Annotated in this window: 20 protein-coding genes and 1 tRNA gene; 15 read left to right on the forward strand and 6 right to left on the reverse strand. The window is 43.6% G+C overall.

Annotation, left to right across the window (positions count from 1 at the left end; genetic code table 11):
- Positions 1–49 precede the first annotated feature (49 nt).
- The 5 genes from truA (at position 50) to prfA (ending at position 3,502) form a co-directional block, all read left to right on the forward strand.
- Positions 50–910, forward strand: coding sequence for a tRNA pseudouridine(38-40) synthase TruA (gene truA / locus SOI84_RS07345; RefSeq protein ID WP_320675417.1), 861 nt, complete (start codon positions 50–52; stop codon positions 908–910).
- Positions 911–1,135: 225 nt separating this feature from the next.
- Entirely contained in the window at positions 1,136–1,588 is a 453-nt protein-coding gene (rplM, locus tag SOI84_RS07350) for a 50S ribosomal protein L13 (protein ID WP_320673896.1), read from the forward strand.
- On the forward strand, positions 1,585–1,998 hold the full coding sequence (gene rpsI, locus SOI84_RS07355; protein ID WP_320673897.1) for a 30S ribosomal protein S9: 414 nt from the start codon (positions 1,585–1,587) through the stop codon (positions 1,996–1,998). The genes rplM and rpsI overlap by 4 nt, the downstream gene beginning before the upstream one ends.
- Positions 1,999–2,035: 37 nt before the next feature.
- Positions 2,036–2,356 (forward strand): 50S ribosomal protein L31, encoded by a 321-nt coding sequence (gene rpmE, locus SOI84_RS07360; RefSeq protein WP_320673898.1) that lies wholly within the window; start codon positions 2,036–2,038, stop codon positions 2,354–2,356.
- A gap of 48 nt (positions 2,357–2,404) precedes the next feature.
- Positions 2,405–3,502, forward strand: a complete 1,098-nt coding sequence (gene prfA, locus SOI84_RS07365; RefSeq protein WP_320673899.1) for a peptide chain release factor 1 — start codon at positions 2,405–2,407, stop codon at positions 3,500–3,502.
- A 9-nt stretch (positions 3,503–3,511) separates the two neighbouring features.
- On the opposite strand, the gene SOI84_RS07370 is transcribed toward prfA, so the two are convergent.
- Positions 3,512–4,018 carry an HNH endonuclease gene (locus SOI84_RS07370; RefSeq protein ID WP_320673900.1) on the reverse strand — a complete coding sequence of 169 codons (507 nt, stop codon included), beginning with the start codon at positions 4,016–4,018 and terminating at the stop codon, positions 3,512–3,514.
- 137 nt (positions 4,019–4,155) lie between these two features.
- Here SOI84_RS07370 and alr point away from each other — a divergent pair, with 137 nt between their 5' ends.
- Complete coding sequence (gene alr / locus SOI84_RS07375) at positions 4,156–5,289, forward strand: alanine racemase (protein ID WP_320673901.1); 1,134 nt, start codon at positions 4,156–4,158, stop codon at positions 5,287–5,289.
- Positions 5,290–5,348: 59 nt separating this feature from the next.
- Positions 5,349–5,437: transfer RNA gene (locus tag SOI84_RS07380), tRNA-Ser, on the forward strand.
- A gap of 95 nt (positions 5,438–5,532) precedes the next feature.
- Here the strand turns inward: SOI84_RS07380 and SOI84_RS07385 are convergent.
- Entirely contained in the window at positions 5,533–5,670 is a 138-nt protein-coding gene (locus tag SOI84_RS07385) for a hypothetical protein (RefSeq protein ID WP_320673902.1), read from the reverse strand.
- Between the two features lie 235 nt (positions 5,671–5,905).
- On the opposite strand from SOI84_RS07385, the gene SOI84_RS07390 reads away from it, so the two are divergent.
- Both SOI84_RS07390 and SOI84_RS07395 read left to right on the forward strand, forming a co-directional pair.
- Complete coding sequence (locus SOI84_RS07390) at positions 5,906–7,183, forward strand: hypothetical protein (RefSeq protein ID WP_320673903.1); 1,278 nt, start codon at positions 5,906–5,908, stop codon at positions 7,181–7,183.
- Between the two features lie 110 nt (positions 7,184–7,293).
- The gene (locus tag SOI84_RS07395) at positions 7,294–7,902 is read left to right on the forward strand and encodes a hypothetical protein (RefSeq protein WP_320673904.1); all 609 of its coding nucleotides are present in this window, start codon (positions 7,294–7,296) and stop codon (positions 7,900–7,902) included.
- 935 nt (positions 7,903–8,837) lie between these two features.
- On the opposite strand, the gene SOI84_RS07400 is transcribed toward SOI84_RS07395, so the two are convergent.
- Positions 8,838–9,728: a serine hydrolase gene (locus SOI84_RS07400; protein WP_320675418.1), complete on the reverse strand. Its 891-nt coding sequence runs from the start codon at positions 9,726–9,728 to the stop codon at positions 8,838–8,840.
- 17 nt (positions 9,729–9,745) lie between these two features.
- Here SOI84_RS07400 and SOI84_RS07405 point away from each other — a divergent pair, with 17 nt between their 5' ends.
- On the forward strand, positions 9,746–10,498 hold the full coding sequence (locus SOI84_RS07405; protein ID WP_320673905.1) for a C40 family peptidase: 753 nt from the start codon (positions 9,746–9,748) through the stop codon (positions 10,496–10,498).
- 39 nt (positions 10,499–10,537) lie between these two features.
- Complete coding sequence (locus SOI84_RS07410) at positions 10,538–11,500, forward strand: glycosyltransferase family 2 protein (RefSeq protein ID WP_320673906.1); 963 nt, start codon at positions 10,538–10,540, stop codon at positions 11,498–11,500.
- Here SOI84_RS07410 and SOI84_RS07415 read toward each other — a convergent pair.
- Positions 11,458–11,931: a HEAT repeat domain-containing protein gene (locus SOI84_RS07415; RefSeq protein ID WP_320673907.1), complete on the reverse strand. Its 474-nt coding sequence runs from the start codon at positions 11,929–11,931 to the stop codon at positions 11,458–11,460. The two genes, SOI84_RS07410 and SOI84_RS07415, sit on opposite strands and share 43 nt — an antisense overlap.
- Positions 11,932–12,056: 125 nt before the next feature.
- Between SOI84_RS07415 and SOI84_RS07420 the strand changes: the two genes are divergently transcribed.
- The 3 genes from SOI84_RS07420 to SOI84_RS07430 all read left to right on the forward strand — a co-directional run bounded on the left by SOI84_RS07420 (position 12,057) and on the right by SOI84_RS07430 (position 13,146).
- Complete coding sequence (locus tag SOI84_RS07420) at positions 12,057–12,173, forward strand: photosystem I reaction center subunit VIII (RefSeq protein WP_320673908.1); 117 nt, start codon at positions 12,057–12,059, stop codon at positions 12,171–12,173.
- Positions 12,174–12,221: 48 nt separating this feature from the next.
- A complete protein-coding gene (locus SOI84_RS07425) occupies positions 12,222–12,821 on the forward strand; it encodes a photosystem I reaction center protein subunit XI (protein ID WP_320673909.1) in 600 nt (199 codons plus the stop codon).
- A gap of 187 nt (positions 12,822–13,008) precedes the next feature.
- Complete coding sequence (locus SOI84_RS07430; RefSeq protein WP_320673910.1) at positions 13,009–13,146, forward strand: hypothetical protein; 138 nt, start codon at positions 13,009–13,011, stop codon at positions 13,144–13,146.
- 342 nt (positions 13,147–13,488) lie between these two features.
- Here SOI84_RS07430 and psaB read toward each other — a convergent pair whose 3' ends face one another.
- Positions 13,489–15,717 carry a photosystem I core protein PsaB gene (gene psaB, locus SOI84_RS07435; RefSeq protein ID WP_320673911.1) on the reverse strand — a complete coding sequence of 743 codons (2,229 nt, stop codon included), beginning with the start codon at positions 15,715–15,717 and terminating at the stop codon, positions 13,489–13,491.
- A 21-nt stretch (positions 15,718–15,738) separates the two neighbouring features.
- Positions 15,739–18,015 carry a photosystem I core protein PsaA gene (gene psaA / locus SOI84_RS07440; protein ID WP_320673912.1) on the reverse strand — a complete coding sequence of 759 codons (2,277 nt, stop codon included), beginning with the start codon at positions 18,013–18,015 and terminating at the stop codon, positions 15,739–15,741.
- 625 nt (positions 18,016–18,640) lie between these two features.
- Here psaA and cobJ point away from each other — a divergent pair.
- Positions 18,641–20,410 carry a precorrin-3B C(17)-methyltransferase gene (gene cobJ / locus SOI84_RS07445; protein ID WP_320673913.1) on the forward strand — a complete coding sequence of 590 codons (1,770 nt, stop codon included), beginning with the start codon at positions 18,641–18,643 and terminating at the stop codon, positions 20,408–20,410.
- The last annotated feature ends 27 nt before the right edge of the window (positions 20,411–20,437 follow it).

The following is a 20,437-nucleotide window of genomic DNA, read 5'->3' on the forward strand; positions in this document are numbered from 1 at the left end:
ATTGAAAGTAATTGATTGAGCTTCTTGCTATCTAAGTGAAAAAACCTCTATTGAAAAACAATTTTTAAAGATAGATAATTCAAAATTGCCACGCAGGATAGCACTAAACATCCAGTATGAAGGCACTCACTTTTGCGGATGGCAACGGCAATCAGATGCTTTCAGCGTTCAGCAAGCTTTGGAGGAAGCGATTGCTTCATTGGACCCTTTCAGACCAATCAAGACTGTTGCTTCTGGGAGGACTGATGCAGGAGTACACGCTTCTGGTCAGGTTGTACATTTTGATTGTTCTAGGCAGATCCCTTCGTATAGATGGGCCTCTGCATTAAATGGAAGATTGCCACAAACGGTTCGTGTAATTGAAGCAGTAGAACCTCCGAAGGATTGGCATGCTTGCTATTCAGCAAAATTTCGTCGATATAGATACACCATTTACAATGGGCGAAGACCTAACCTTTTTCTAACAAACTGGTCTTGGCATAGATATCGGATTCATCTTGATGAATCTCTTATGAGAAAGGCTTTAGAAGGCATTGTGGGAACTCATGATTTTGGTGCTTTTGAACGCGCAGGTAGCCAGAGGGCTCATTCATTTACAACAATTCAGGAAGTTCAATTAGAAAGGAATGGTGATCTTCTAATACTGGAAATACAGGCGTCAGGTTTCTTATACGGAATGGTTAGGTTGTTGGTAGGGCAATTGGTTTCGGTAGGAGAACATAAATTGTCTCTTAAGATTTTTGAAAAGCGTTGGAAAGAGAAAAGGAGATCTGAAGTTAAGGAATCCGCACCAGCAAAAGGCTTATGTCTGATCAGGGTTGGATATTCAGAAAAGATTTTTTCTGAACCCATGTGCTTTGATTCCGCTCCAAAGTTCTTGTTAAATACTTCAAACCCTCCATCTCCTTAAGAATATTCCTAGAGTTGAAGTAAATAGATGAGCAATGAATACACTCTTTTTCCAGTTCAAATAATCAATAATCTTTTGCTAGCCAAAATTCTTTGATTGAGTTGGATCACTCGAAAGTGTAAGCTTTATATTCGAGATTCTAAAAAGCCTAGAAATTGGCTTGGAGTCTTAACTGTCCAGCCCCATCGCTTGCGATGGTTTATATCTAACCGGCATGCCGGCGTGATGAACAAGACCTCAGTTCCTTCAATCGATTCCTTAGACCGCAAGTGGTACTTGGTAGATGCCGAGAATCAGACTCTTGGCAGGTTGGCTACAGAAGTAGCCTCAGTGTTGCGAGGCAAGAAAAATCCGAATTTCACCCCGCATCTAGATACCGGTGATTTTGTTGTTGTGGTCAATGCTGAAAAGGTTAGGGTTACTGGTAATAAACCTCAGCAAAAACTCTACCGTCGCCACTCTGGGCGTCCTGGAGGCATGAAGGTTGAGACTTTTCAAGCTTTGCAAGAGCGCCTACCAGAAAGAATTGTTGAGAAAGCTATTAAGGGTATGCTTCCTCATAACGCTTTAGGCCGACAATTGTTCCGAAAACTAAAGGTTTATCGTGGCTCTGAGCATCCACATGCGGCTCAGAAGCCACAGCCAATATCAATAGATACAGCCACCACCTCACAATGACTTCAAGCTCTTCTAGTAATAATGCCGTTTATTGGGGCACTGGGCGTAGGAAAACATCCGTAGCTCGAGTTCGACTTGTTCCTGGAAAAGGATCCATAGTTATTAATGGACGGCCAGGTGATCATTATTTGAATTTCAATCCAGCATATTTAGCTGCTGTAAATGCTCCTCTGCAAACTCTTGGGTTGAATGGACAATATGACATTCTCGTCAATGTTTATGGAGGTGGTTTAACAGGTCAAGCGGATGCAATTAAGCAAGGAGCTGCTAGAGCACTCTGTGAACTTTCTGCTGATAACAGAAAACCTTTAAAGACTGAAGGTCATTTGAGTAGAGACCCAAGAGCTAAAGAAAGGCGAAAATATGGATTGAAGAAAGCTCGGAAAGCCCCTCAATACTCAAAACGCTGATCCCTTCTAGTAAAACTTTTCCACAATCTTTTTTTCAATGCCAAAACCAGACATTCATCCCACTTGGTACCCAGAAGCAAAGGTTATTTGCAACGGTGAGGTTGTAATGACAACAGGGTCAACACAACCGGAGATACATGTTGATGTTTGGAGTGGTAATCATCCTTTCTTTACTGGAACTCAGAAAATTCTTGATACAGAAGGACGTGTTGATCGCTTTATGAGGAAATATGGTATGGCAAGTCCTGATAATCCTTCAGAGAAGAAAAAAACGCCTTCTAAGCCAGCGTCAAATCAATCTAAGGTTGATTCAACTGTAGAAGGAGATTCTAAGGTTGATTCTGTTGAGTCTGCCTAACTTTTAGAAATAACTGCTGCTTAATAGCACCAGAAGTATTTTCTCGGAATGGACCTTTCTACCTTGAAAACAAGGCTTGAAACGGCCACAGCAAGCTTCAATAGTCTTGAACGTCAGCTTGCGGACCCTGATGTAGCTTCAAATCCTTCTAGGCTTCAGAGCATAGCTAGAGAACGTGCAAGATTAGAGCCTTTAGTTTTGGATTATGGGTTGCTTAAGCAACTAGAAGTCGAATGGCAGCAGGTGAGAGATTTATTACGGGAGAGTAGAGGTGAAGAGGAAATGGCGTTACTCGCACAAGATGAGTTAAATCAATTGGAAGAAAAAAAGAGATCTGTTTTGCAACGGATCACTGTAGCTTTACTCCCTAAAGATCCTAGAGATGATCGAAGTGTAATGTTGGAGATTAGAGCAGGTGCAGGAGGGGATGAGGCTTGTATTTGGGCTGGAGATTTAGCTCGAATGTATGAGAGATATGGACAGCGAACAGGATGGATTGTTAAGCCTGTTAGTTCTACTGAGGCTGACCTGGGTGGCTTTAGAGAATTGATAATTTCTGTAAAGGGAGATTCTGTGTTTAGTCAGTTGAAATTTGAGGCAGGAGTCCATCGGGTGCAACGTGTCCCTGCGACTGAGTCTCAAGGAAGAGTCCATACTTCAACAGCCACTGTTGCTGTAATGCCAGAAGCTGATCCTGTTGAAGTTCAGATTGATCCAAAAGATATTGAACTGAGTACTGCTCGTTCTGGGGGTGCAGGTGGTCAGAATGTCAACAAAGTAGAAACCGCGGTAGACCTCCTTCATAAACCTACTGGAATAAGAGTTTTCTGTACTCAGGAACGTTCTCAATTGCAGAATCGTGAACGTGCGATGGAAATTTTGCGAGCTAAGTTGTTAGAGAGACAAATCGTTGAAGCTAATGCCCGTGAGAGATCTCAACGACTCGCTCAAGTAGGTACTGGTGATCGTAGTGAGAAAATTAGAACTTATAATTACAAGGATAATCGCACTACTGATCACAGATTAGGTAAAAACTTTGCCTTAGAACCTGTACTTGAAGGTCAATTAGAGGAAGTTATAGGCTCATGTATTGCAGAAGAACAACGTCGGCAGATGGAAGAGATAAGCCATTCAGACGACAGTTAAAAGCATTGGTCAATTATTCCATCCGATCACGTATTTTCTCCATTCGGTGTATCTGCCTGCGTGGATTTGTCGATTGGCCTCAAAAGTCAGACTGCTATGAGGTCTTCTCGGCTGTGTATTGAGTTTCATCCTGGCTTCGTTGGGTGTTCTGCTTCCTTTTGAGACGTTGCAGCCAAGACAGGCAGTGGTCACGTTCTCCCAAGTGTCTTCGCCCCCGCGACTTCGTGGGATTACATGATCAATAGAAAGTTTTGGCCCTCTATATCCACAATATTGGCAACAATGATTATCCCTTTGCAATATGTTTCGCCTGGTTAAGGGCAGCTCTCTAAAAGGTACTCTTACAAATTGTCTAAGACGAATAACTGTTGGGAGCATTATGTCATGTCGAATCTTGCGACTTGAATCTTGCTCAAGACTCTCGGCTTTCCCTTTAATCATCATCACCATGGCACGCCGCCAAGTGGTGATATTCAAAGGTTCATATGAAGCATTTAGAACTAGAACCTGGCCCATGCCAGCCCCTGTTTTAAGAGGATTGGTAATTGCATCGTAATTGACAATTAGTTCAGCTTAGGCTTTCAAAATTATGATTAATCTGATCGCTCTTAAGGTGATCTTCTTTAAAAGAGCTGATTCAAAAACACATTTCAATGCATGATCCGCGTCAGCGAGCCTGGTTAGAGGTAAATCCATCTGCTGTCGAAGCCAATACAAAGGCTATCAAGCAAGTGCTTTCGAAAGGTTGTGAGTTGATGGCAGTTGTTAAGGCAGATGGGTATGGACATGGTGCAGAAACAGTTGCTAGGGCAGCTCTACGAGGAGGAGCTAGTGATCTAGGAGTAGCAACTTTGGATGAGGGGATTCAATTGCGTCAGGCTTCTATAGATGCTCCGATACTTTTACTTGGAAATCTTTCAAGCCCTGAAGAATTAAGTGCTTGCCTTGATTGGCGATTAATGCCCACACTAAGCACTTTGAAACAGGCAATGCTTTGCCAAGATTTGGCTGAAGGGACAGGAAGCAAGTTCAAAGTTCACCTAAAGGTTGATACAGGTATGACCAGGTTGGGATGTGATATGAAAGAGGTTTTCTCTATTGTTAATACTATTCAGAGATTCAGCAATTTGAATCTTAAAGGTGTTTACAGCCATCTTTCCATGGCTGATGGTGAGAGATATGGGAAGTCAGAAAGAATTACTTCTGAGCAAAAGAGACGTTTTGAAAGTGTTTTGGAAATGCTTCCTCCTATGAAAAAAGAATTTTGTGTTCATATTGCTAATTCTGCGGGAACTTTAAGAGATCCTTCTTTGCATTACGACATGGTCCGTGTAGGCCTTGCATTGTATGGACATAGCCCAATAAAGGATTTAGAGCTTGACTTGAGCCTCAAGCCTGCGCTCGGAGTGAAGGCTCGTGTGGCCTTTATTAGAGATGTCCCTTCAGGAGTAGGGGTTAGCTATGGACATACATTTGTTACTCAACGTTCTAGTCGCTTGGCTGTAGTGGGAATAGGCTACGCGGATGGTGTTAGTAGAGCCCTTTCCGGTCAGATTTCAGCTTTGGTGAATGGAAAGTTCTTGCCCCAGGTGGGCTCTATCACTATGGATCAATTAATGCTCGACATTACTGATTATCCAGATTTAAAGGTTGGAACCATTGTCACTATGCTTGGTCAAGATGGAGATCAGTTGATTAGTCCTAAGCAATGGAGTGACGTAAGTGGATCCATTCCTTGGGAGGTGCTTTGTGGGTTCAAAAACAGGTTGCCTCGGATTGTGATCTGAAGCATTTTCTTTTATTTTCTTCCCGGTAAGCCTGCAGTTGATAAGGTGGGCAGACCTCTGGAGAGGTGGCTGAGTGGTTGAAAGCGGCTCCCTGCTAAGGAGTTACAGGAGGCAACTCCTGTCGAGGGTTCGAATCCCTCCCTCTCCGTTCAAACAAATCCTTTATTTGTGGCTATTCAATAAAATTGAAGGTATCAACTCCTGATGTTTAAGTCACTCACTGGAATTAGCTGTTAACGAAGATTATTTGGTGTATCCATAAATTGCTTGTTCTTCTGCTTCGACGATGTCCTCTTCATTTAGTGCATTAACTTCTATATTTTTTGCTTCATAAGCTTGGCCACTGATAAGGTCTAATGCAAAAGTTGATAAAAAACTCATGAGTCAAATCTAAGTAGAGACTATACATTCGCGTAAATTTTTTTTAAATCAATAGGAGATTATTCTCTATATTGGTTGCTTTTTGTTTTGAAACTTCAATGTTTTGGACCTAGAGAATGAATTTTCTTATCACTCATAGAGATCAATACCTGGAATTGATTTCAAGGATGAGAGTTTAGGGATTTTTGTTCCTAGGGGGTGCTTGAATACATGGATATTTTTCGATCAAATCTTAGTGGCGGAAATGACAGCAGCAGATCGCAAGGCTTTAGAAGCTAAGAAGTCATCAGAACGCAAAGCAGCGGAAGCCAAAAAGGCAGCTGAACGTAAAGCAGCTGAGGACCGTAAGGCAGCACAACGCAAAGCAGCCGAAGCCAAGAAGGTTGCAGAACGCAAAGCAGCTGAGGACCGTAAGGCAGCACAACGCAAAGCAGCTGAGGACCGTAAGGCAGCACAACGCAAAGCAGCTGAGGACCGTAAGGCAGCACAACGCAAAGCAGCCGAAGCCAAGAAGGTTGCAGAACGCAAAGCAGCTGAGGACCGTAAGGCTGTAGAAGCCAAAAAGGCAGCAGATCGTAAGGTTTTAGAAGCCAAGAAGGCAGCTGAGCGCAAAGCAGCTGAGGACCGTAAGGCTGTAGAAGCCAAAAAGGCAGCAGATCGCAAAGCAGCTGAGGACCGTAAGGCAGCAGATCGCAAAGCAGCTGAGGACCGTAAGGCAGCAGATCGCAAAGCAGCTGAGGACCGTAAGGCAGCAGATCGCAAAGCGGCTGAGGACCGTAAGGCTGTAGAAGCCAAAAAGGCAGCAGATCGTAAGGCTTTAGAAGCCAAGAAGGCAGCTGAGCGCAAAGCAGCTGAGGACCGTAAGGCAGCAGATCGCAAAGCGGCTGAGGACCGTAAGGCTGTAGAAGCCAAAAAGGCAGCAGATCGTAAGGCTTTAGAAGCTAAGAAGTCATCAGAACGCAAAGCAGCGGAAGCCAAAAAGGCAGCTGAACGTAAAGCAGCTGAGGACCGTAAGGCAGCACAACGCAAAGCAGCCGAAGCCAAGAAGGTTGCAGAACGCAAAGCAGCTGAGGACCGTAAGGCAGCACAACGCAAAGCAGCTGAGGACCGTAAGGCAGCAGATCGCAAAGCGGCTGAGGACCGTAAGGCTGTAGAAGCCAAGAAGGCAGCAGAACGCAAAGCAGCCGAAGCCAAGAAGGCAGCTGAGCGCAAAGCAGCTGAGGACCGTAAGGCTGTAGAAGCCAAGAAGGCAGCAGAACGCAAAGCAGCCGAAGCCAAGAAGGCAGCCGCTCAGAAGCAGAAGACTTCTGATGCCTTAAAGAAATCAGGACGGTCCAATCAGCCTTCTAAAGCAAAGGAAAATAGGACGGTTTCTGAGAAGAAACGAGAAGGAAGGAATGAATTCTTGAGTGTTTCGGTCTATCTAAATACAGGCAAAATCGCTGGTATTGTTTCAATCGGGGTTGTTGCTTCAGCTGTACTGATTACTGCGCTGACTTTCATTGCACGTTAATGCAACTCTTGTGGGCGTTCTTTCTTGGACGTTTAAAGAAGAAGTTTTTTAATTCCAGCACTAAGTTCGCCCTGGGTGCTTGAATACGCTCCTATTTCCAGGAGAAAATAGTGGTACGCGTTAGAGAGAGGGTTAAAGAAATTCTCGATTTTGCTAGAGCTGAGTCTCCATATCGATCTGCAAATAAAGGATGGATTACTGATGATGTCTTCTTGGAGTGGGGTTCACCTTCTAAAGCAGAATTAAAACAAGGAGATGAGGTTTTAGACATATCGGTTTATTGGAACCCGATAAACCAAATTATTTTGATTCTTTTTTCGGTGATTTTGTTAGCCACAATTTTGGTTTTTTTGGCAGTTTCTTTTACTCATGGAAGGCTTGACTTCTCTTCATGGTCAAAAGGGGAAATAGCTTTAAATGACGTAGCCCAGGTTGAGGTTATTTCCTTAAAAGAGAAAGAACAAACTCCTGATTTCTCGCCACAAGACACACTCAATGAGGCTTCCTTACTGGCCAATGCCGGTTCTATCGAAATCAAGGCCTCGGCTCCTGTTGAGATTGTTAACGCTGATTTAAAACCACTTCAAGAGGAGAGCTTGACTGTTTTAAAACCCACAGGGATTTCAGTTGCAAAACCTACCATGAAAACTCCTGCGAGAGATTTGTCGCAGGTAACGAGAGTTACAGCTGTGGACCTTTTTCAGACTAAAAAGCGATAGGAATTTCTAGACATAGAAATGTTTCCTTTTCCAATCATGGGTTTTGTCAGGGATTGCCGAATTTTTTGTAGGAATTGTTTTACGAATACTCAATTTGTACCTTCTGCCAAGGTGTGGTGCTTGAATAGTGGTGATTATTTAGGGTGATCAAGTGGCAGAAAAACAAGGCAATGAGTTGGCGACCATATCCGTTTATCTGAATACGCCAATAGCGGCGGTGCTTTTGGGGGTAGGGTTCATCGTTGGCTCAGTTTTGTTTGCTGGCGTAATGCTGATTGCTAGGTAACGCCAAAATCATTAGTTTGGGTTTTTTTAGGCATAGCCTTGCTCTGTCTAGAAGATTGCAATGAAATGATTGGTTTATAAAGCAAACTTTCTTGGAGGCTTTGCACTGGTTTTAGGAAATCAAGGCAGGAAAGACAGTGTTTCTCTGCTTCAAATCTGTATTAGATAGATCCTCTGTATTGGCCCTTCTAAATGAAGAAGGGGGAGCATTGCTCCCCCTCACCCCTTGAGATCTGATTTGATTTCTACGTTCGATCTCGTTGGGTCCTAATCTTGTTCTAATCAAATTGGGCGAAGTAACCAATAGGCAAAACTGCTTGTTTTTGCAAAAGTAGATAAAAGATATTTTGTTGCATCAGGAGCCTTTGCAGTTGTTTGCGATGGATTGTTGGCTTTCTAAGTTAGAACTATTTTTTCATTGAAATGAGACCTTTCCTATAAAAAACGATGCTTTCAGTCCCCTTTCGGAGAATGATGCTGGCAACTAAACTTCCTAATCTCACTGGTCAAAAGCGGTAGGTTCCACACTCTGCAGAATCCCCCTGTTTGACTGCAACCAGAAAAGTTCATGCAGTTACTGCATCTTGGGATTTTGAATGGCATATCGAATTAGTTCAAAACTCATATATATGGTCTATCACATTGGAAGGCTATTGGTCCTTAATTAGTTCGCTTGCGATTTCAGGAAGTAGAGATGTGTCTTTTGAACGCTCCCTGCCCACGCTGAATATCACCAATAGCGTTGGATCGCCTCCGGGTATTGAGAACCAAGCAGCATCATGCCTTGCAGTACTCATTAAGCCTGCTTTACTCCAAAGTTGAGACCCTTGAGGTAATCCCGCCCCGATAAATCCATCAATTTGATTATTTAGGTCATCTTGTCTTTGGAGGGGATCAATCGATCTTGATAGAAGTTCTCTTGTCCTTTTACAGGCATTGGGTGATAGAAATCCATTGGTCATAATGGCTTCTAGGAAGCGAGCTGTTCCAGATGTTGTGAGAGTATTTCGGTTGCTGTTGTTTTCTTGATAGAAATCACTATCCCGGCCATATGGACTATCTTCCCAAGTTTTTTGGCAACAATTACTTTCTTTTAGCTCTGGCCAACCAAGACTAGACACCCATTGGTTAATAAGTTGACGTTGAAGTCTCCAGTTATTCCATCCCTCTCCAGCAAGTGATGGGCCACTTGTGGTTCCTGTAAGTAGATCAACGATGAATCCTGTTGCATCATTGCTTGAATTTTTGATCATTGAAGCAAGAGCTCTTCTCATTTCAATGCTTTCTGGGATTAGGTCTTTTTGAATCCATGCTTCAGTAGCGACGGCATAAATCATTTTCACGACACTTGCTGGATAGAGAGGTTTTTTGCTAGCCCAGGAAGCGCCATAACCACTATTTGGTGCAGGGGTAGTGGATTTATACCTAACCCAAGTAATGGAGATGGTTTCATGGAGGCCAGGCCTCCCTCTGTTTTCAAGTCGGTCTAAAAGGTTGCCCAGTTGGGCATGCATTGTCTCGTCGGGAAAGTAGAACGCCATAGCGCTCGCTAAAGATAATGTCGACACTACTCAAGCAATCTTCAAAAGACTTGTTCCCCTTAGGGAGTTATTGGGAATTAAAAAAAAGTGTTAACGGTTTTTCAAGTGTGTATGGGGATGTTCTGGCCACCCAGGCTTTAGAAGGTAGGAGTTTTGAGGTTTTGGAATACAGGGAAAATTTTAATAATCAGTTTTTATGTGATTACCTGAAAGTTCGTTTATTAGAAGATGGCTACATTTGTTGGTTTAGAATTACAGACCTTTTGGGACAAGTTTCTCAAAGCGTAAAGTTTGAACCAACTTTGCTTTCTTTTAAGCAAATACGTTCAAGAAATTTTCTTATTCTTGATTGGATTCAAGAATGTTCCAATCAACCAAATAAATATTTGTGGGGTGGAACAACTGGTCCTGACTTTGATTGTTCAGGCCTTGTTCAGGCTTCATTTTCCAGTCAAGGTATTTGGGTCCCACGCGATGCTTATCAGCAGGAAGAATTCTCTATTTCATTGGAAGCTTCTCTGTATAACTTAGATTTGCTATGCCCTGGAGACCTTGTGTTTTTTGGAACTTCTTTAAGGTGTAATCATGTTGGTATCTACAAAGGAAATGGCTTCTATTGGCATAGTTCTGGTGTGGAGCATGGACACAATGGGATTGCATTAGACAGTTTGACTTCTGTGGAAGCTGATAGTGTTGCCAGCTACTATCGTGAACATTTTCGTGGTGCAGGAAGAGTTGAGTGTTGTCACGATGGCACCACTCTTCCGTAATGCTTCCATCTATCTTGCAAAATACTGGGAATTATCGGGATGACTTCGCCCAAAGAGCTTTCAGTAGTGGTGCCTATCTACAACGAGGAAGAGAGTTTGCCAGAGTTGGTGGATCAGCTTTTAGCTGCTTTGAGACCTGCTTTTGCAACTTTTGAAATAGTTCTGGTAAATGATGGTTCGACAGATCGCACGGCAGAAGTTTTGGCCGAGTTAAGTAATCAAGTTAAGGAAATAGTGGGAGTGCTTTTAAGAAAAAATTATGGGCAGACTGCTGCTATGGCAGCTGGTTTTGATATTGCCATTGGAGAGATAGTAGTGAGTTTAGATGGTGATCTTCAAAATGACCCTGCTGATATTCCACTTCTCGTTGACAAATTACGTGAGGGATATGATTTGGTTAGCGGTTGGCGTTACAAGCGTAAAGATTCTGCTTTGCAAAGAAAGTTGCCTTCAAAGATTGCGAATCGACTTATTGGTCGAGTTACAGGGGTAAGACTGCATGATTATGGTTGCTCTTTAAAAGCATATCGAAAAGAAGTTCTTGCTGATATGAGGCTTTATGGGGAGCTTCATCGCTTTCTTCCTGTATTGGCAAACATCGAAGGGGCTCGTATAACCGAAGTTAAAGTGAATCATCGTGGCAGACGATATGGAACTAGCAAATATGGAATTGATAGGACTTTTAGGGTTTTGATGGATTTGCTTACGGTTTGGTTTTTGAAGAGTTTTTTGACTAGACCAATGTATGTCTTTGGGTTTGGAGGGTTGCTTGCAATAGCAGGAAGTCTTTTGGCAAGTTTTTATTTGTTTGTAATCAAACTGATGGGAACTGATATTGGGAATCGTCCTCTTCTCACATTGGCCTTAGTGTTAGGCCTTGCTGGCGTTCAGCTGTTTTGCTTTGGCCTTTTAGGGGAGCTTCAGATGCGTACATATCATGAAAGCCAAGCAAGACCGATTTATCGCATTAGAGAGACATTACGGGGCAATACTTTCTCTTGAATTAATGGGATGTTGTTTTTTTGCTCTTTAATTGCATTCGCAGCAGCAAAAACGACATGTGGATCAGAGTCTTTTAAACCTCTACGTAAAAAAGGTAAAACGGATTTATGTCCCCATTTGGTACAAATCTGAATTGCCTTTAGTCGCTCTTCAGGCCCTTTATTCATTAATTGTTGAAGTTGCCTTTGGAGTTGGGCTCTCTCTCGAGCTGTTTGCGGTGCTTCAAAAACATCTTCCGAAGCTTTTTGGGATAGAAAATCAATTGATTTTTTCCCCTTCGGAGAATTCATTAAGGAGATTTGTGTGCGATTCATGTCCACTATTTGGCTAGCGACAGTATTGCCAAAGATTTTCTGGTTTGGACGTCTCCCTAGGCTCCACATCACTAGCACAACTAGAAAAGCAGCTGATCCTGCAAAAATCTGATTCATGGATTTGATCGTTTTGGAAGATTTTTGAAGTGGTAATGGATTGAACTTTTATTTCGCCCATGGGGTCAAAGTGAGACCACAACATCGGCTATCTATACAGTATGTATTGATTACTCGTATATGCCATGGAAAGTGAATTTGCAGCCAACTGGTTGCCTGGAGTTTTTGTCCCTTTAATTGGGCTTATAACACCCGCGATCTTTATTGTGCTGGTTGGACGCCACATCACAGCAACTGACTGAGGGATCTGCCCAATTTCTCCTCAGCTAACACAGTTCTATTAAACAAAAATGACTGAATTCCAAGATCCGTTTCTTCGCTCCAATGCTCCTGTCAGGTTCCCCGAGAAATATCTCGACCAGTCAGCTCGACCAACTGATATTGGGATAGCTGAGCAGTGGGCAGTTAATCCAGCCAAAGACCCTTGTGTTGGAGATTTGGCTACTCCTGTAAACAGTGGCTATTTCACGAAGGCATGGCTGAATAACCTTCCTTTTTATCGTGAAGGCTTGTCCCCTAATTTCCGTGGCCTAGAAGTAGGCGCGATGTTTGGGTATTTCCTTTTTGGTCCATTCGCTATTACGGGCCCATTCCGTAATACTGATTTTGCTTTGACAGCAGGTCTTTTGAGTGCAGTTGGTGCAATGCATATTCTTACTGCCCTTCTTGTGCTTTATAACGCTCCTGGAAAGGCTCCAAATGTTCAGCCACCTGATTGCACAATTGTAAATCCTCCTGCTGATTTATTTACCAGGCAGGGATGGGCAGATTTTACTAGCGGTTTTTGGCTAGGTGGATGCGGTGGAGCAGTTTTTGCATGGCTTTTATGCGGAACTCTTCATGTTGATACCTTGATGCAACAAGGTGCATTTTTCCCTTGGGTAGGTTGATTTTAGGTAGTTTTAGGTAGCTTATTTGTTAAAAAAAATTGTCCAAGCCTAAAATTTAGGCTTGGACAATTTTTTTATGTAAGAACAGCAATTGCAAAGTTTTTTCGGTTTTGGAATAATCAATTCTCACAGCTTTACATAATTGCACTAACCTTTCTTTATTCAAGAAGAATTTTACTTTTACTTGATGCCACCTATTTCGAACATTAAGCATCCTTTAGAAGGGATTCTTTACCTGGTGATTTTGGCTATAGTTTTTCGCTGGAGATGGCCAAAGTCATGGAATGGTTTTCTTGATCGCATTTCAGCAAAAGAAAGTAAATGAATTGTGTTTAGCAAATTAAAGAAATTTATTTTCAAGACTTTCATTAGGACAATGAGCTTATATGTATTTATGAGATCATTTATTTCCCTTAAAAGCTATTCCTTCAGTCCTTTTACCTAATTTTGTTGAGTCGTTTTTATTAGAAGAGTTCATAAAAAGATTTTTCTTTTTTTAATAAGTATTTTGGTTGTAGAAAATTTTGTTTCTTGAGTGAAGCAGATTATTTGAACTAACCTTTGATCTTCAGGCTTATTCCTTTTCAATAAAAAGGCCCCATCAGATTAATCTGATGGGGCCTTTTTATTGGATTAATTTCCTCCCTAAAAGAGAAGGGAGAAGTTGTTATCCAAATTTGCCTGCAGTGGAACCTATGACGAATGCCGCATAGGTGACCGCGGTGCCAACTACAAAGTGAGTTACACCAACAAGGCGGGCTTGAACGATCGATAGAGCAACAGGCTTGTCTCTCCACCCAACAAGATTGGCAATTGGAGTGCGCTGATGTGCCCATACCAGAGTTTCAATCAGCTCTTGCCAGTAACCACGCCAGGAGATGAGGAACATAAATCCTACTGCCCAGACAAGGTGGCCCCAAAGGAACATAAATGCCCATGGACTTAGCGAGTTAACGCCAAAGGGGTTGTAGCCATTAATTAGCTGAGAGCTATTTAGCCACAAGTAATCCCTAAACCATCCCATCAGATAGGTTCCAGATTCATTGAACTGCGCAATGTTGCCCTGCCAGATAGCTAGATGCTTCCAATGCCAGTAGAACTGCACCCATGCAATTGTGTTAACAGCCCAGAACAGTGCCATATAGGTGGCGTCCCAAGCAGAAACATCACAGGTACCACCTCTTCCAGGTCCATCACAAGGGAAGGAATATCCAAAGTCCTTTTTGTCTGGGATCAATTTGGATCCTCTGGCATCAAGTGCACCTTTGATCAAGATCAAAGCAGTGGTATGAATCCCAAGAGCAATGCCATGGTGAACTAAGAAGTCTGCTGGTCCTATAGGAAGGAAGTTGGTCGATGCATCAGGTGCATTGATCATGTCCATCCAGTAGTGATTTCCTGGCATATTGGCGGCAGCAAGACTGGCTGCACTGTTTGCGTTGGAAAGCAAAGCATCGAAGCCATAGATTGTCTTGCCAGAAACACCCATTAGGAATTGAGCAAAGATTGGCTCAATTAGTATTTGTTTTTCTGGAGTTCCAAAAGCCACACAAACGTCATTATGGACGTATAGACCAAGTGTATGGAAGCCAAGAAGCATACATACCCAGCTTAGGTGGCTAATAAGAGCTTCTTTTGTGCCTAGAACTCTTGCCAGAACATTGTCCTTGTTGAGCTCAGGGTCATAGTCTCTTATGAAGAAGATTGCTCCATGAGAGAACGCACCACACATAAGCAAGATGGCTATGTATTGGTGATGGGTATACAAGGCTGCTTGAGTCGTGTAGTCCTGCGCTATGTATGCATAGGAAGGCAGGGCACCCATATGATGAGCAACCAAACTGCAAGCCACACCTAGGCAAGCTAAAGCTAGGCCAAGTTGGAAGTGCAGAGAGTTATTAACGGTCTCATAGATACCGTCATGGTTAATGCCGAAATGACCTTTATGAGGATCATTTGGGTGGTCTGTTTTGTGACCTTCGGTGATCTCTTTTAGTGTGTGACCAATGCCAAATGTATTTCTATACATATGTCCGCCAATGATCATCACTACCCCTAAGGCGAGATGATGATGAGCAATGTCAGTTAGCCAAAGAGAACCGCTATCTGGATGTAATCCACCCATGAAGGTATAGATAGCTGTACCTGCACCTTGAGAGGTTCCAAAAACGTGATCCAAAGAATCTGGATTTTGGGCATATGCACCCCAGTTACCTGTGAAGAACGGCATTAAACCGGCCGGATGAGGTAAAACTGTGAGCCAATTGTCCCAGCCAACATGTTGGCCACGAGATTCAGGGATAGCTACGTGTATAAGGTGGGCATTCCAGGCGATGTTTGTAAAGCCAAACAAGACTGCAATGTGATGGTTCAACATTGCTTCAGCGTTTTTGAACCAGGCCAATGAAGGACGGAACTTTGGCTGAAGATGTAACCAGCCTCCAAAAAGGAGCCAGCAAACCATGATATTTATGAAAATCGCACCCTGGTAAAGCTCAGTATTGGTCCTCATTCCAATGGTGTACCACCAATGGTAAAGACCTGAATAAGCAATATTTACGGGTCCACTAGCACCTGCTTGGGTCAAAGCATCTGTAATGCCTTGTCCAAAGTGAGGGTCCCAGATACCGTGCGCGATTGGGCGAACATGAGTTGGGTCGGCGACCCAAGCCTCGAAGTTGCCCTGCCAGGCGATGTGGAACAGGTTGCCTGCAACCCAAAGGCCGATTATCGCCAGATGGCCGAAGTGTGTTGAGAAGATCTTTTGGTAAAGAGCTTCTTCAGTCATTCCGTCATGGCTCTCGAAGTCGTGAGCCGTGGCGATGCCGTACCAAATACGACGGGTTGTAGGGTCCTGTGCCAGACCCTGGTTAAACGAGGGAAATTTCGTTGCCATTTAGGGAAAGGTCAGGAAAGGTCAGCCGAGCCCAAGAAGGCGGGCGTGGAAGAAGGCCCAGGTGGTAACAATACCGCCTAGGAGGAAGTGGGTTACACCCACGGCACGGCCTTGGGTGATTGATAGAGCCCTGGGCTGGATGGCGGGAGCCAACTTCAGCTTGTTATGAGCCCAAAGAATTGACTCAAAGAGCTCCTGCCAATAACCGCGACCGGTGAACAGGAACATCAAGCTGAATGCCCAAATAAAGTGTGCTCCAAGGAATAGAAGGCTATAGCCACTTATGGCATTGCCGTAGCCAGTGAGAACCTGAGAGGACTGAGCCCATAGGAAATCACGTAACCATCCATTGATGGTTATACCGCTTTGAGCAAAGTTTCCACCTGTAAGACCCCATACATCGCTTTGCATCTTCCATGAGAAGTAGAAGATAATTACTGAGATGGAGTTGTACATCCAGAACAAGCCAAGGAATACATGGTCCCAAGAAGAAACTTGGCATGTACCACCACGGCCTGGTCCATCGCAAGAGAAACGGAATCCAAGCTGAGCCTTGTCAGGAATCAAACGAGAGCTTCTTGCGTAAAGAACACCTTTAAGAAGGATTAGGAGAGTTACGTGGATGGTGAAAGCGTGGACATGATGAATCATCAGATCCGCAGTCCCAAGAGGCATTGAGAACGCCTCACTAACTCCACCAGGTAAGTTTCCTGCTCCAACCATAGAAGCTGTTCCAATTGAGTTCTGCCACAACTGCTGAGTCCACTGAGCGAAGACAGGTTGGATTTGAATAGCTGTATCGCTAAACATGTCACCAGGACGTCCAAGAGCGCGCATTACATCGTTATGGATGTAAAGACCAAAGCTATGGAAGCCGATGAACATACAGACCCAATTAAGTTGACTGATTATGGCGTCACGAGCCTTGAGAATCCTGTCAAGGACATTGTCTACGTGAATTGCAGGGTCATAATCCCTAATCATTGCAATGCCACCATGAGCAGCGGCTCCACAGATCATTAGGCCACCAATCCACATATGGTGAGTGAATAGTCCTAATACTGTTGCGTGATCTAGGGAAATGTATGGATACGCGGGAAGAGCATACTGATGATGCGCAACCACAATGGATCCAGAACCAACCATGGCAAGGTTGATGCTTAGCTGTCCATGCCAGCTATTGCTCAAAAACTCAAAGATGCCTTCGTGACCTTTTGGTGCTGGGAAAAGGATTGGATCGCCTTTTGCGTTATCCAAAATTGTCTTCATGTTGTGACCAACACCATGAACGGAGTTGCCCCACATGTGACCACCAAATACAGCAAATACACCCCAGGCCAAATGATGGTGGGATATATCAGTCATCCAAAGGCTTCCTGTTACAGGATTTAAGCCACCTTTGTTGGTGAGAATATCACTGAAAGCCCACCAGTTAAGAGTGAAAAAGTTTTCCACTGTTCTGCCGGCAAGGCTTGGGAAAATTTGACTTGCTACTGATGGGCTGCAAAGCGTAGTAGTAGGAATGTCTGCTGCACTAGCAATGGTTACTCCATCAATAACAAGAGGCTTGCCTGCATCAATTGCATCAAGCATTGCAGCTACTGGGGCACCTATATGTATTAGGTGTCCAGCCCAGGCAATTGAGCCAAGACCAAACAAAATAATTTGATGGTGCTGCATCATTGGCTGAACCTTCTGGAACCAAGCCAGTTTTGGTGCAGCCTTGTGATAGTGGTAGATACCTCCGTGAAGTACTAGAGCTGCCATCACCAGAGCTCCAATAGCTAAAGCCAAGAGCTGTGTCTCGTTGGTGATGCCCCAGGACCTCCACATTTGGAAAATACCTGATGTGATCTGCATGCCGCTATATCCGGCACCTAGATCAGCATTCATAATTTCTTGGCCGACAATTGGCCAGACCACTTGTGCACCTGGTTTTACGTGCGTTGGATCTGCCAGCCAACCGGTGTAGTTAGAGAAGCGGGCGCCATGGAAAAAGGCACCACTCATCCAAACAAAAACTACCGCTAGATGTCCGAAGTGGGCCGAAAAAATCTTTCGGCTTGTTTCCTCTAGATCACCTATGTGGGTGTCAAAGTCGTGTGCGTCTGCGTGGAGGTTCCAAATCCAGGTAGTGGTTTTGGGACCTTTAGCGAGGCTTCGTGACCAAAAGCCAGGTTGTCCGGCTTTTTCTATATCGGCAGGGACATGATCCCTGTCAACTGGTTGGTCATAAGGAGTAGGAACTCCTCCTGAAGGCTTCACTTTTCCCCCACGTTCTGGTGGGCTAATAGTCATCGAGAGCTTCCTCGAGGTATGGGTATCGAGGTGGAGGGCCACCCCTTGTGCAAGCTCTAAAGCTTGGCAGGACCAGCGAAATCAGAGGTTTAGACCTTTGTTTGCACTGGAGAGAGTGGGCCCCCACAAGGGGACCGCTTCAGGAAGCATAGATCCGAGAGCCATTCACTACCTATGCAAGTAACATAATGTTCTATACAGTTCATAACTAGTCTGGGCTTTAACTCTCTTGAAGGCTCTTTATCAGGACTGATTCACCAAATAAATCCTCTTTAGAGCTACAAAGTGAAGCTATCTAAGTAGCTTAAGTTTCATAAAATTAACAATAATTACCTTCAGGCTGCTTCGGCATTTAAAGATTGCTTCTTTCTGCTAAGGGCGGCTTGAAAAATCTTTTCTTGGGTGTTTCTCCTGAAAATTATTTAGCAAAGACCAGTTAGGTTTGATTAGTCTTTAAATTTAGATAGCTAGATAGGTGTGAGGAGACTCCAGAGATTCACGTGCTTCATCCTTCGATATCACGACAATGAATCCATAAGTAAAAATTGGCATTAATTTATTCTCAAGCTAATTTTCTTCGGAATTTCCAATTCAGAGACTTGCCCTAGGCCTCTCTCCTAGTTCATTGCCATTGCTTCAGAGGCTTAGAACTAGGAAGCATTTTGAGCATATAGCTCTTACTCCTGGCGCGGCTTCTGCCTTGAAGTCGCAGCCAGCAGATTTGTTGGTTGCTCCAGCTGCTGACCTTTTTCGGCAATATTGGTCTAAAGAAACAATCATTTGCATCGTTGGTGCGTTGGGTGCTTCTACACGACTAATTGCTCCTTTCTTAACTGGCAAGGATCTTGATCCTGCAGTTTTAGTTCTTGATGCAAAGGCCAAACATGTAGTGCCCTTGATTGGTGGACATGCTTCTGGAGGAGAGGCGTTAGCGTTTGAAATAGCGGCTGATATAGGGGCTGATCCTGTAATTACTAATGATTCAAACTCTCAAGAACGATTAGCGATTGATAGTTTTGGGGAGGCCTGGGGATGGAGACGTGGCGGCAAAACTATTGCCTGGAATAAGTTGATGCATCTACTTTCGCAAGGAAGACAACTTGATTTTGAGCAGCATTCAGGCACAACTGAGTGGCAACTTGCAAAAGCTGCTTCCAATGGCTGTTTTCTATCATCCAGAAGTTCTTCTTCTGCTTGTGATTTTTATATAGGTCCATTTAGAGGGGTTGAATGTTGTTGGCATCCTCCCAATATTTGGATTGGGATTGGATGTGAAAGAAATACAAGCCTGAGCATAGTGAAAAGAGCTTTAGGCATTTCACTAGATACTGTTGGCATTGCCATCGAAGCTATTGCAGGCTTGGCCAGTGTTGAAATTAAGGCTGATGAGGCTTGTATTTTGTCCATGGCAGCCTCACTTGGATGTCCGATAAGGCTTTTTACTAATCAAGAACTCTCAAAAGTGAATGTGCCAAACCCTTCAGTTCAAGTGGCGAATGCCATAGGAATTTCATCTGTTGCCGAAAGCGCTGCATTACTCGCTGCTGGACATTTAGGAAAGTTGCTTTTCGAAAAAAGAGTTTTTTCTGCGCAGGATGATGAAGTTGGAGCTGTAACTATTGCCATTGCAGAATCAGCGGAAGCTTTTGCGCCTAATCGCGGTGAATTGCATTTGGTAGGAAGTGGACCTGGAGACTTATCGTTTCTTACGTATGATTCAAGGCGGGCTCTTTCTAGAAGTGTTGTTTGGATTGGATATGGTCTTTATTTGGATTTGTTAGAGCCTTTACGCAGACCAGATCAGGTGCGAATAGAAAGTCAAATTACACAGGAGCGTGATAGATGCATTTATGCATTGAAGTTAGCTAGACAGGGGATTAGAGTTGCACTTATCTCCTCAGGAGATTCTGGGATATATGGAATGGCAGGCTTAGCTTTAGAGCTTTGGTTAGAACAAAAAGTTTCTCAGAGGCCTGTTTTTCAAGTTCATCCTGGTATATCAGCTTTGCAATTGGCTGCAGCAAGAGTTGGAGCCCCATTAATGCATGATTTTTGTACAGTTAGCCTTAGTGATCGCCTTACACCTTGGGAAAAGATCGAAGCTAGGGTTAGGTCTGCTGCAGAAGGAGATTTTGTGATTGCAATTTATAACCCTCGCTCTAAAGATCGTTTATGGCAGTTAAACAGAGTATTTGATCTTTTATTGGAATTTCGTAGCCCAAATACTCCAGCATTACTAGCTAGAAATCTAGGGAGAGAAGGTGAAAAGGTTCATTTATATACTCTTGATAGTCTCCCAGTAGAGGAGGTCGATATGCTTTCTCTTGTAATTATTGGCAATAGTGAAAGCAGGCAAGAAAATGGACAAATGATTACTCCAAGGGGCTATAAATAACATTTCTAATGTATTGTTTTTTTTATG

The organism is Prochlorococcus sp. MIT 1341 (genome assembly GCF_034092415.1).
Classification (GTDB): Bacteria; Cyanobacteriota; Cyanobacteriia; order PCC-6307; family Cyanobiaceae; genus AG-363-P08.

Bases quoted from the DNA above. Each gene is read 5' to 3' on its own strand.
- SOI84_RS07410 (WP_320673906.1), top strand. From the start codon at position 10,538: ATGACTTCGCCCAAAGAGCTTTCAGTAGTGGTGCCTATCTACAACGAG.
- rpmE (WP_320673898.1), top strand. From the start codon at position 2,036: ATGCCAAAACCAGACATTCATCCCACTTGGTACCCAGAAGCAAAGGTT.
- rplM (WP_320673896.1), top strand. From the start codon at position 1,136: ATGAACAAGACCTCAGTTCCTTCAATCGATTCCTTAGACCGCAAGTGG.
- SOI84_RS07420 (WP_320673908.1), top strand. From the start codon at position 12,057: ATGGAAAGTGAATTTGCAGCCAACTGGTTGCCTGGAGTTTTTGTCCCT.
- SOI84_RS07405 (WP_320673905.1), top strand. From the start codon at position 9,746: ATGTCGACACTACTCAAGCAATCTTCAAAAGACTTGTTCCCCTTAGGG.
- rpsI (WP_320673897.1), top strand. From the start codon at position 1,585: ATGACTTCAAGCTCTTCTAGTAATAATGCCGTTTATTGGGGCACTGGG.
- SOI84_RS07400 (WP_320675418.1), bottom strand. From the start codon at position 9,728: ATGGCGTTCTACTTTCCCGACGAGACAATGCATGCCCAACTGGGCAAC.
- alr (WP_320673901.1), top strand. From the start codon at position 4,156: ATGCATGATCCGCGTCAGCGAGCCTGGTTAGAGGTAAATCCATCTGCT.
- prfA (WP_320673899.1), top strand. From the start codon at position 2,405: ATGGACCTTTCTACCTTGAAAACAAGGCTTGAAACGGCCACAGCAAGC.
- SOI84_RS07430 (WP_320673910.1), top strand. From the start codon at position 13,009: ATGCCACCTATTTCGAACATTAAGCATCCTTTAGAAGGGATTCTTTAC.
- SOI84_RS07425 (WP_320673909.1), top strand. From the start codon at position 12,222: ATGACTGAATTCCAAGATCCGTTTCTTCGCTCCAATGCTCCTGTCAGG.
- SOI84_RS07415 (WP_320673907.1), bottom strand. From the start codon at position 11,931: ATGAATCAGATTTTTGCAGGATCAGCTGCTTTTCTAGTTGTGCTAGTG.
- SOI84_RS07370 (WP_320673900.1), bottom strand. From the start codon at position 4,018: ATGGGCCAGGTTCTAGTTCTAAATGCTTCATATGAACCTTTGAATATC.
- SOI84_RS07385 (WP_320673902.1), bottom strand. From the start codon at position 5,670: ATGAGTTTTTTATCAACTTTTGCATTAGACCTTATCAGTGGCCAAGCT.
- psaB (WP_320673911.1), bottom strand. From the start codon at position 15,717: ATGGCAACGAAATTTCCCTCGTTTAACCAGGGTCTGGCACAGGACCCT.
- psaA (WP_320673912.1), bottom strand. From the start codon at position 18,015: ATGACTATTAGCCCACCAGAACGTGGGGGAAAAGTGAAGCCTTCAGGA.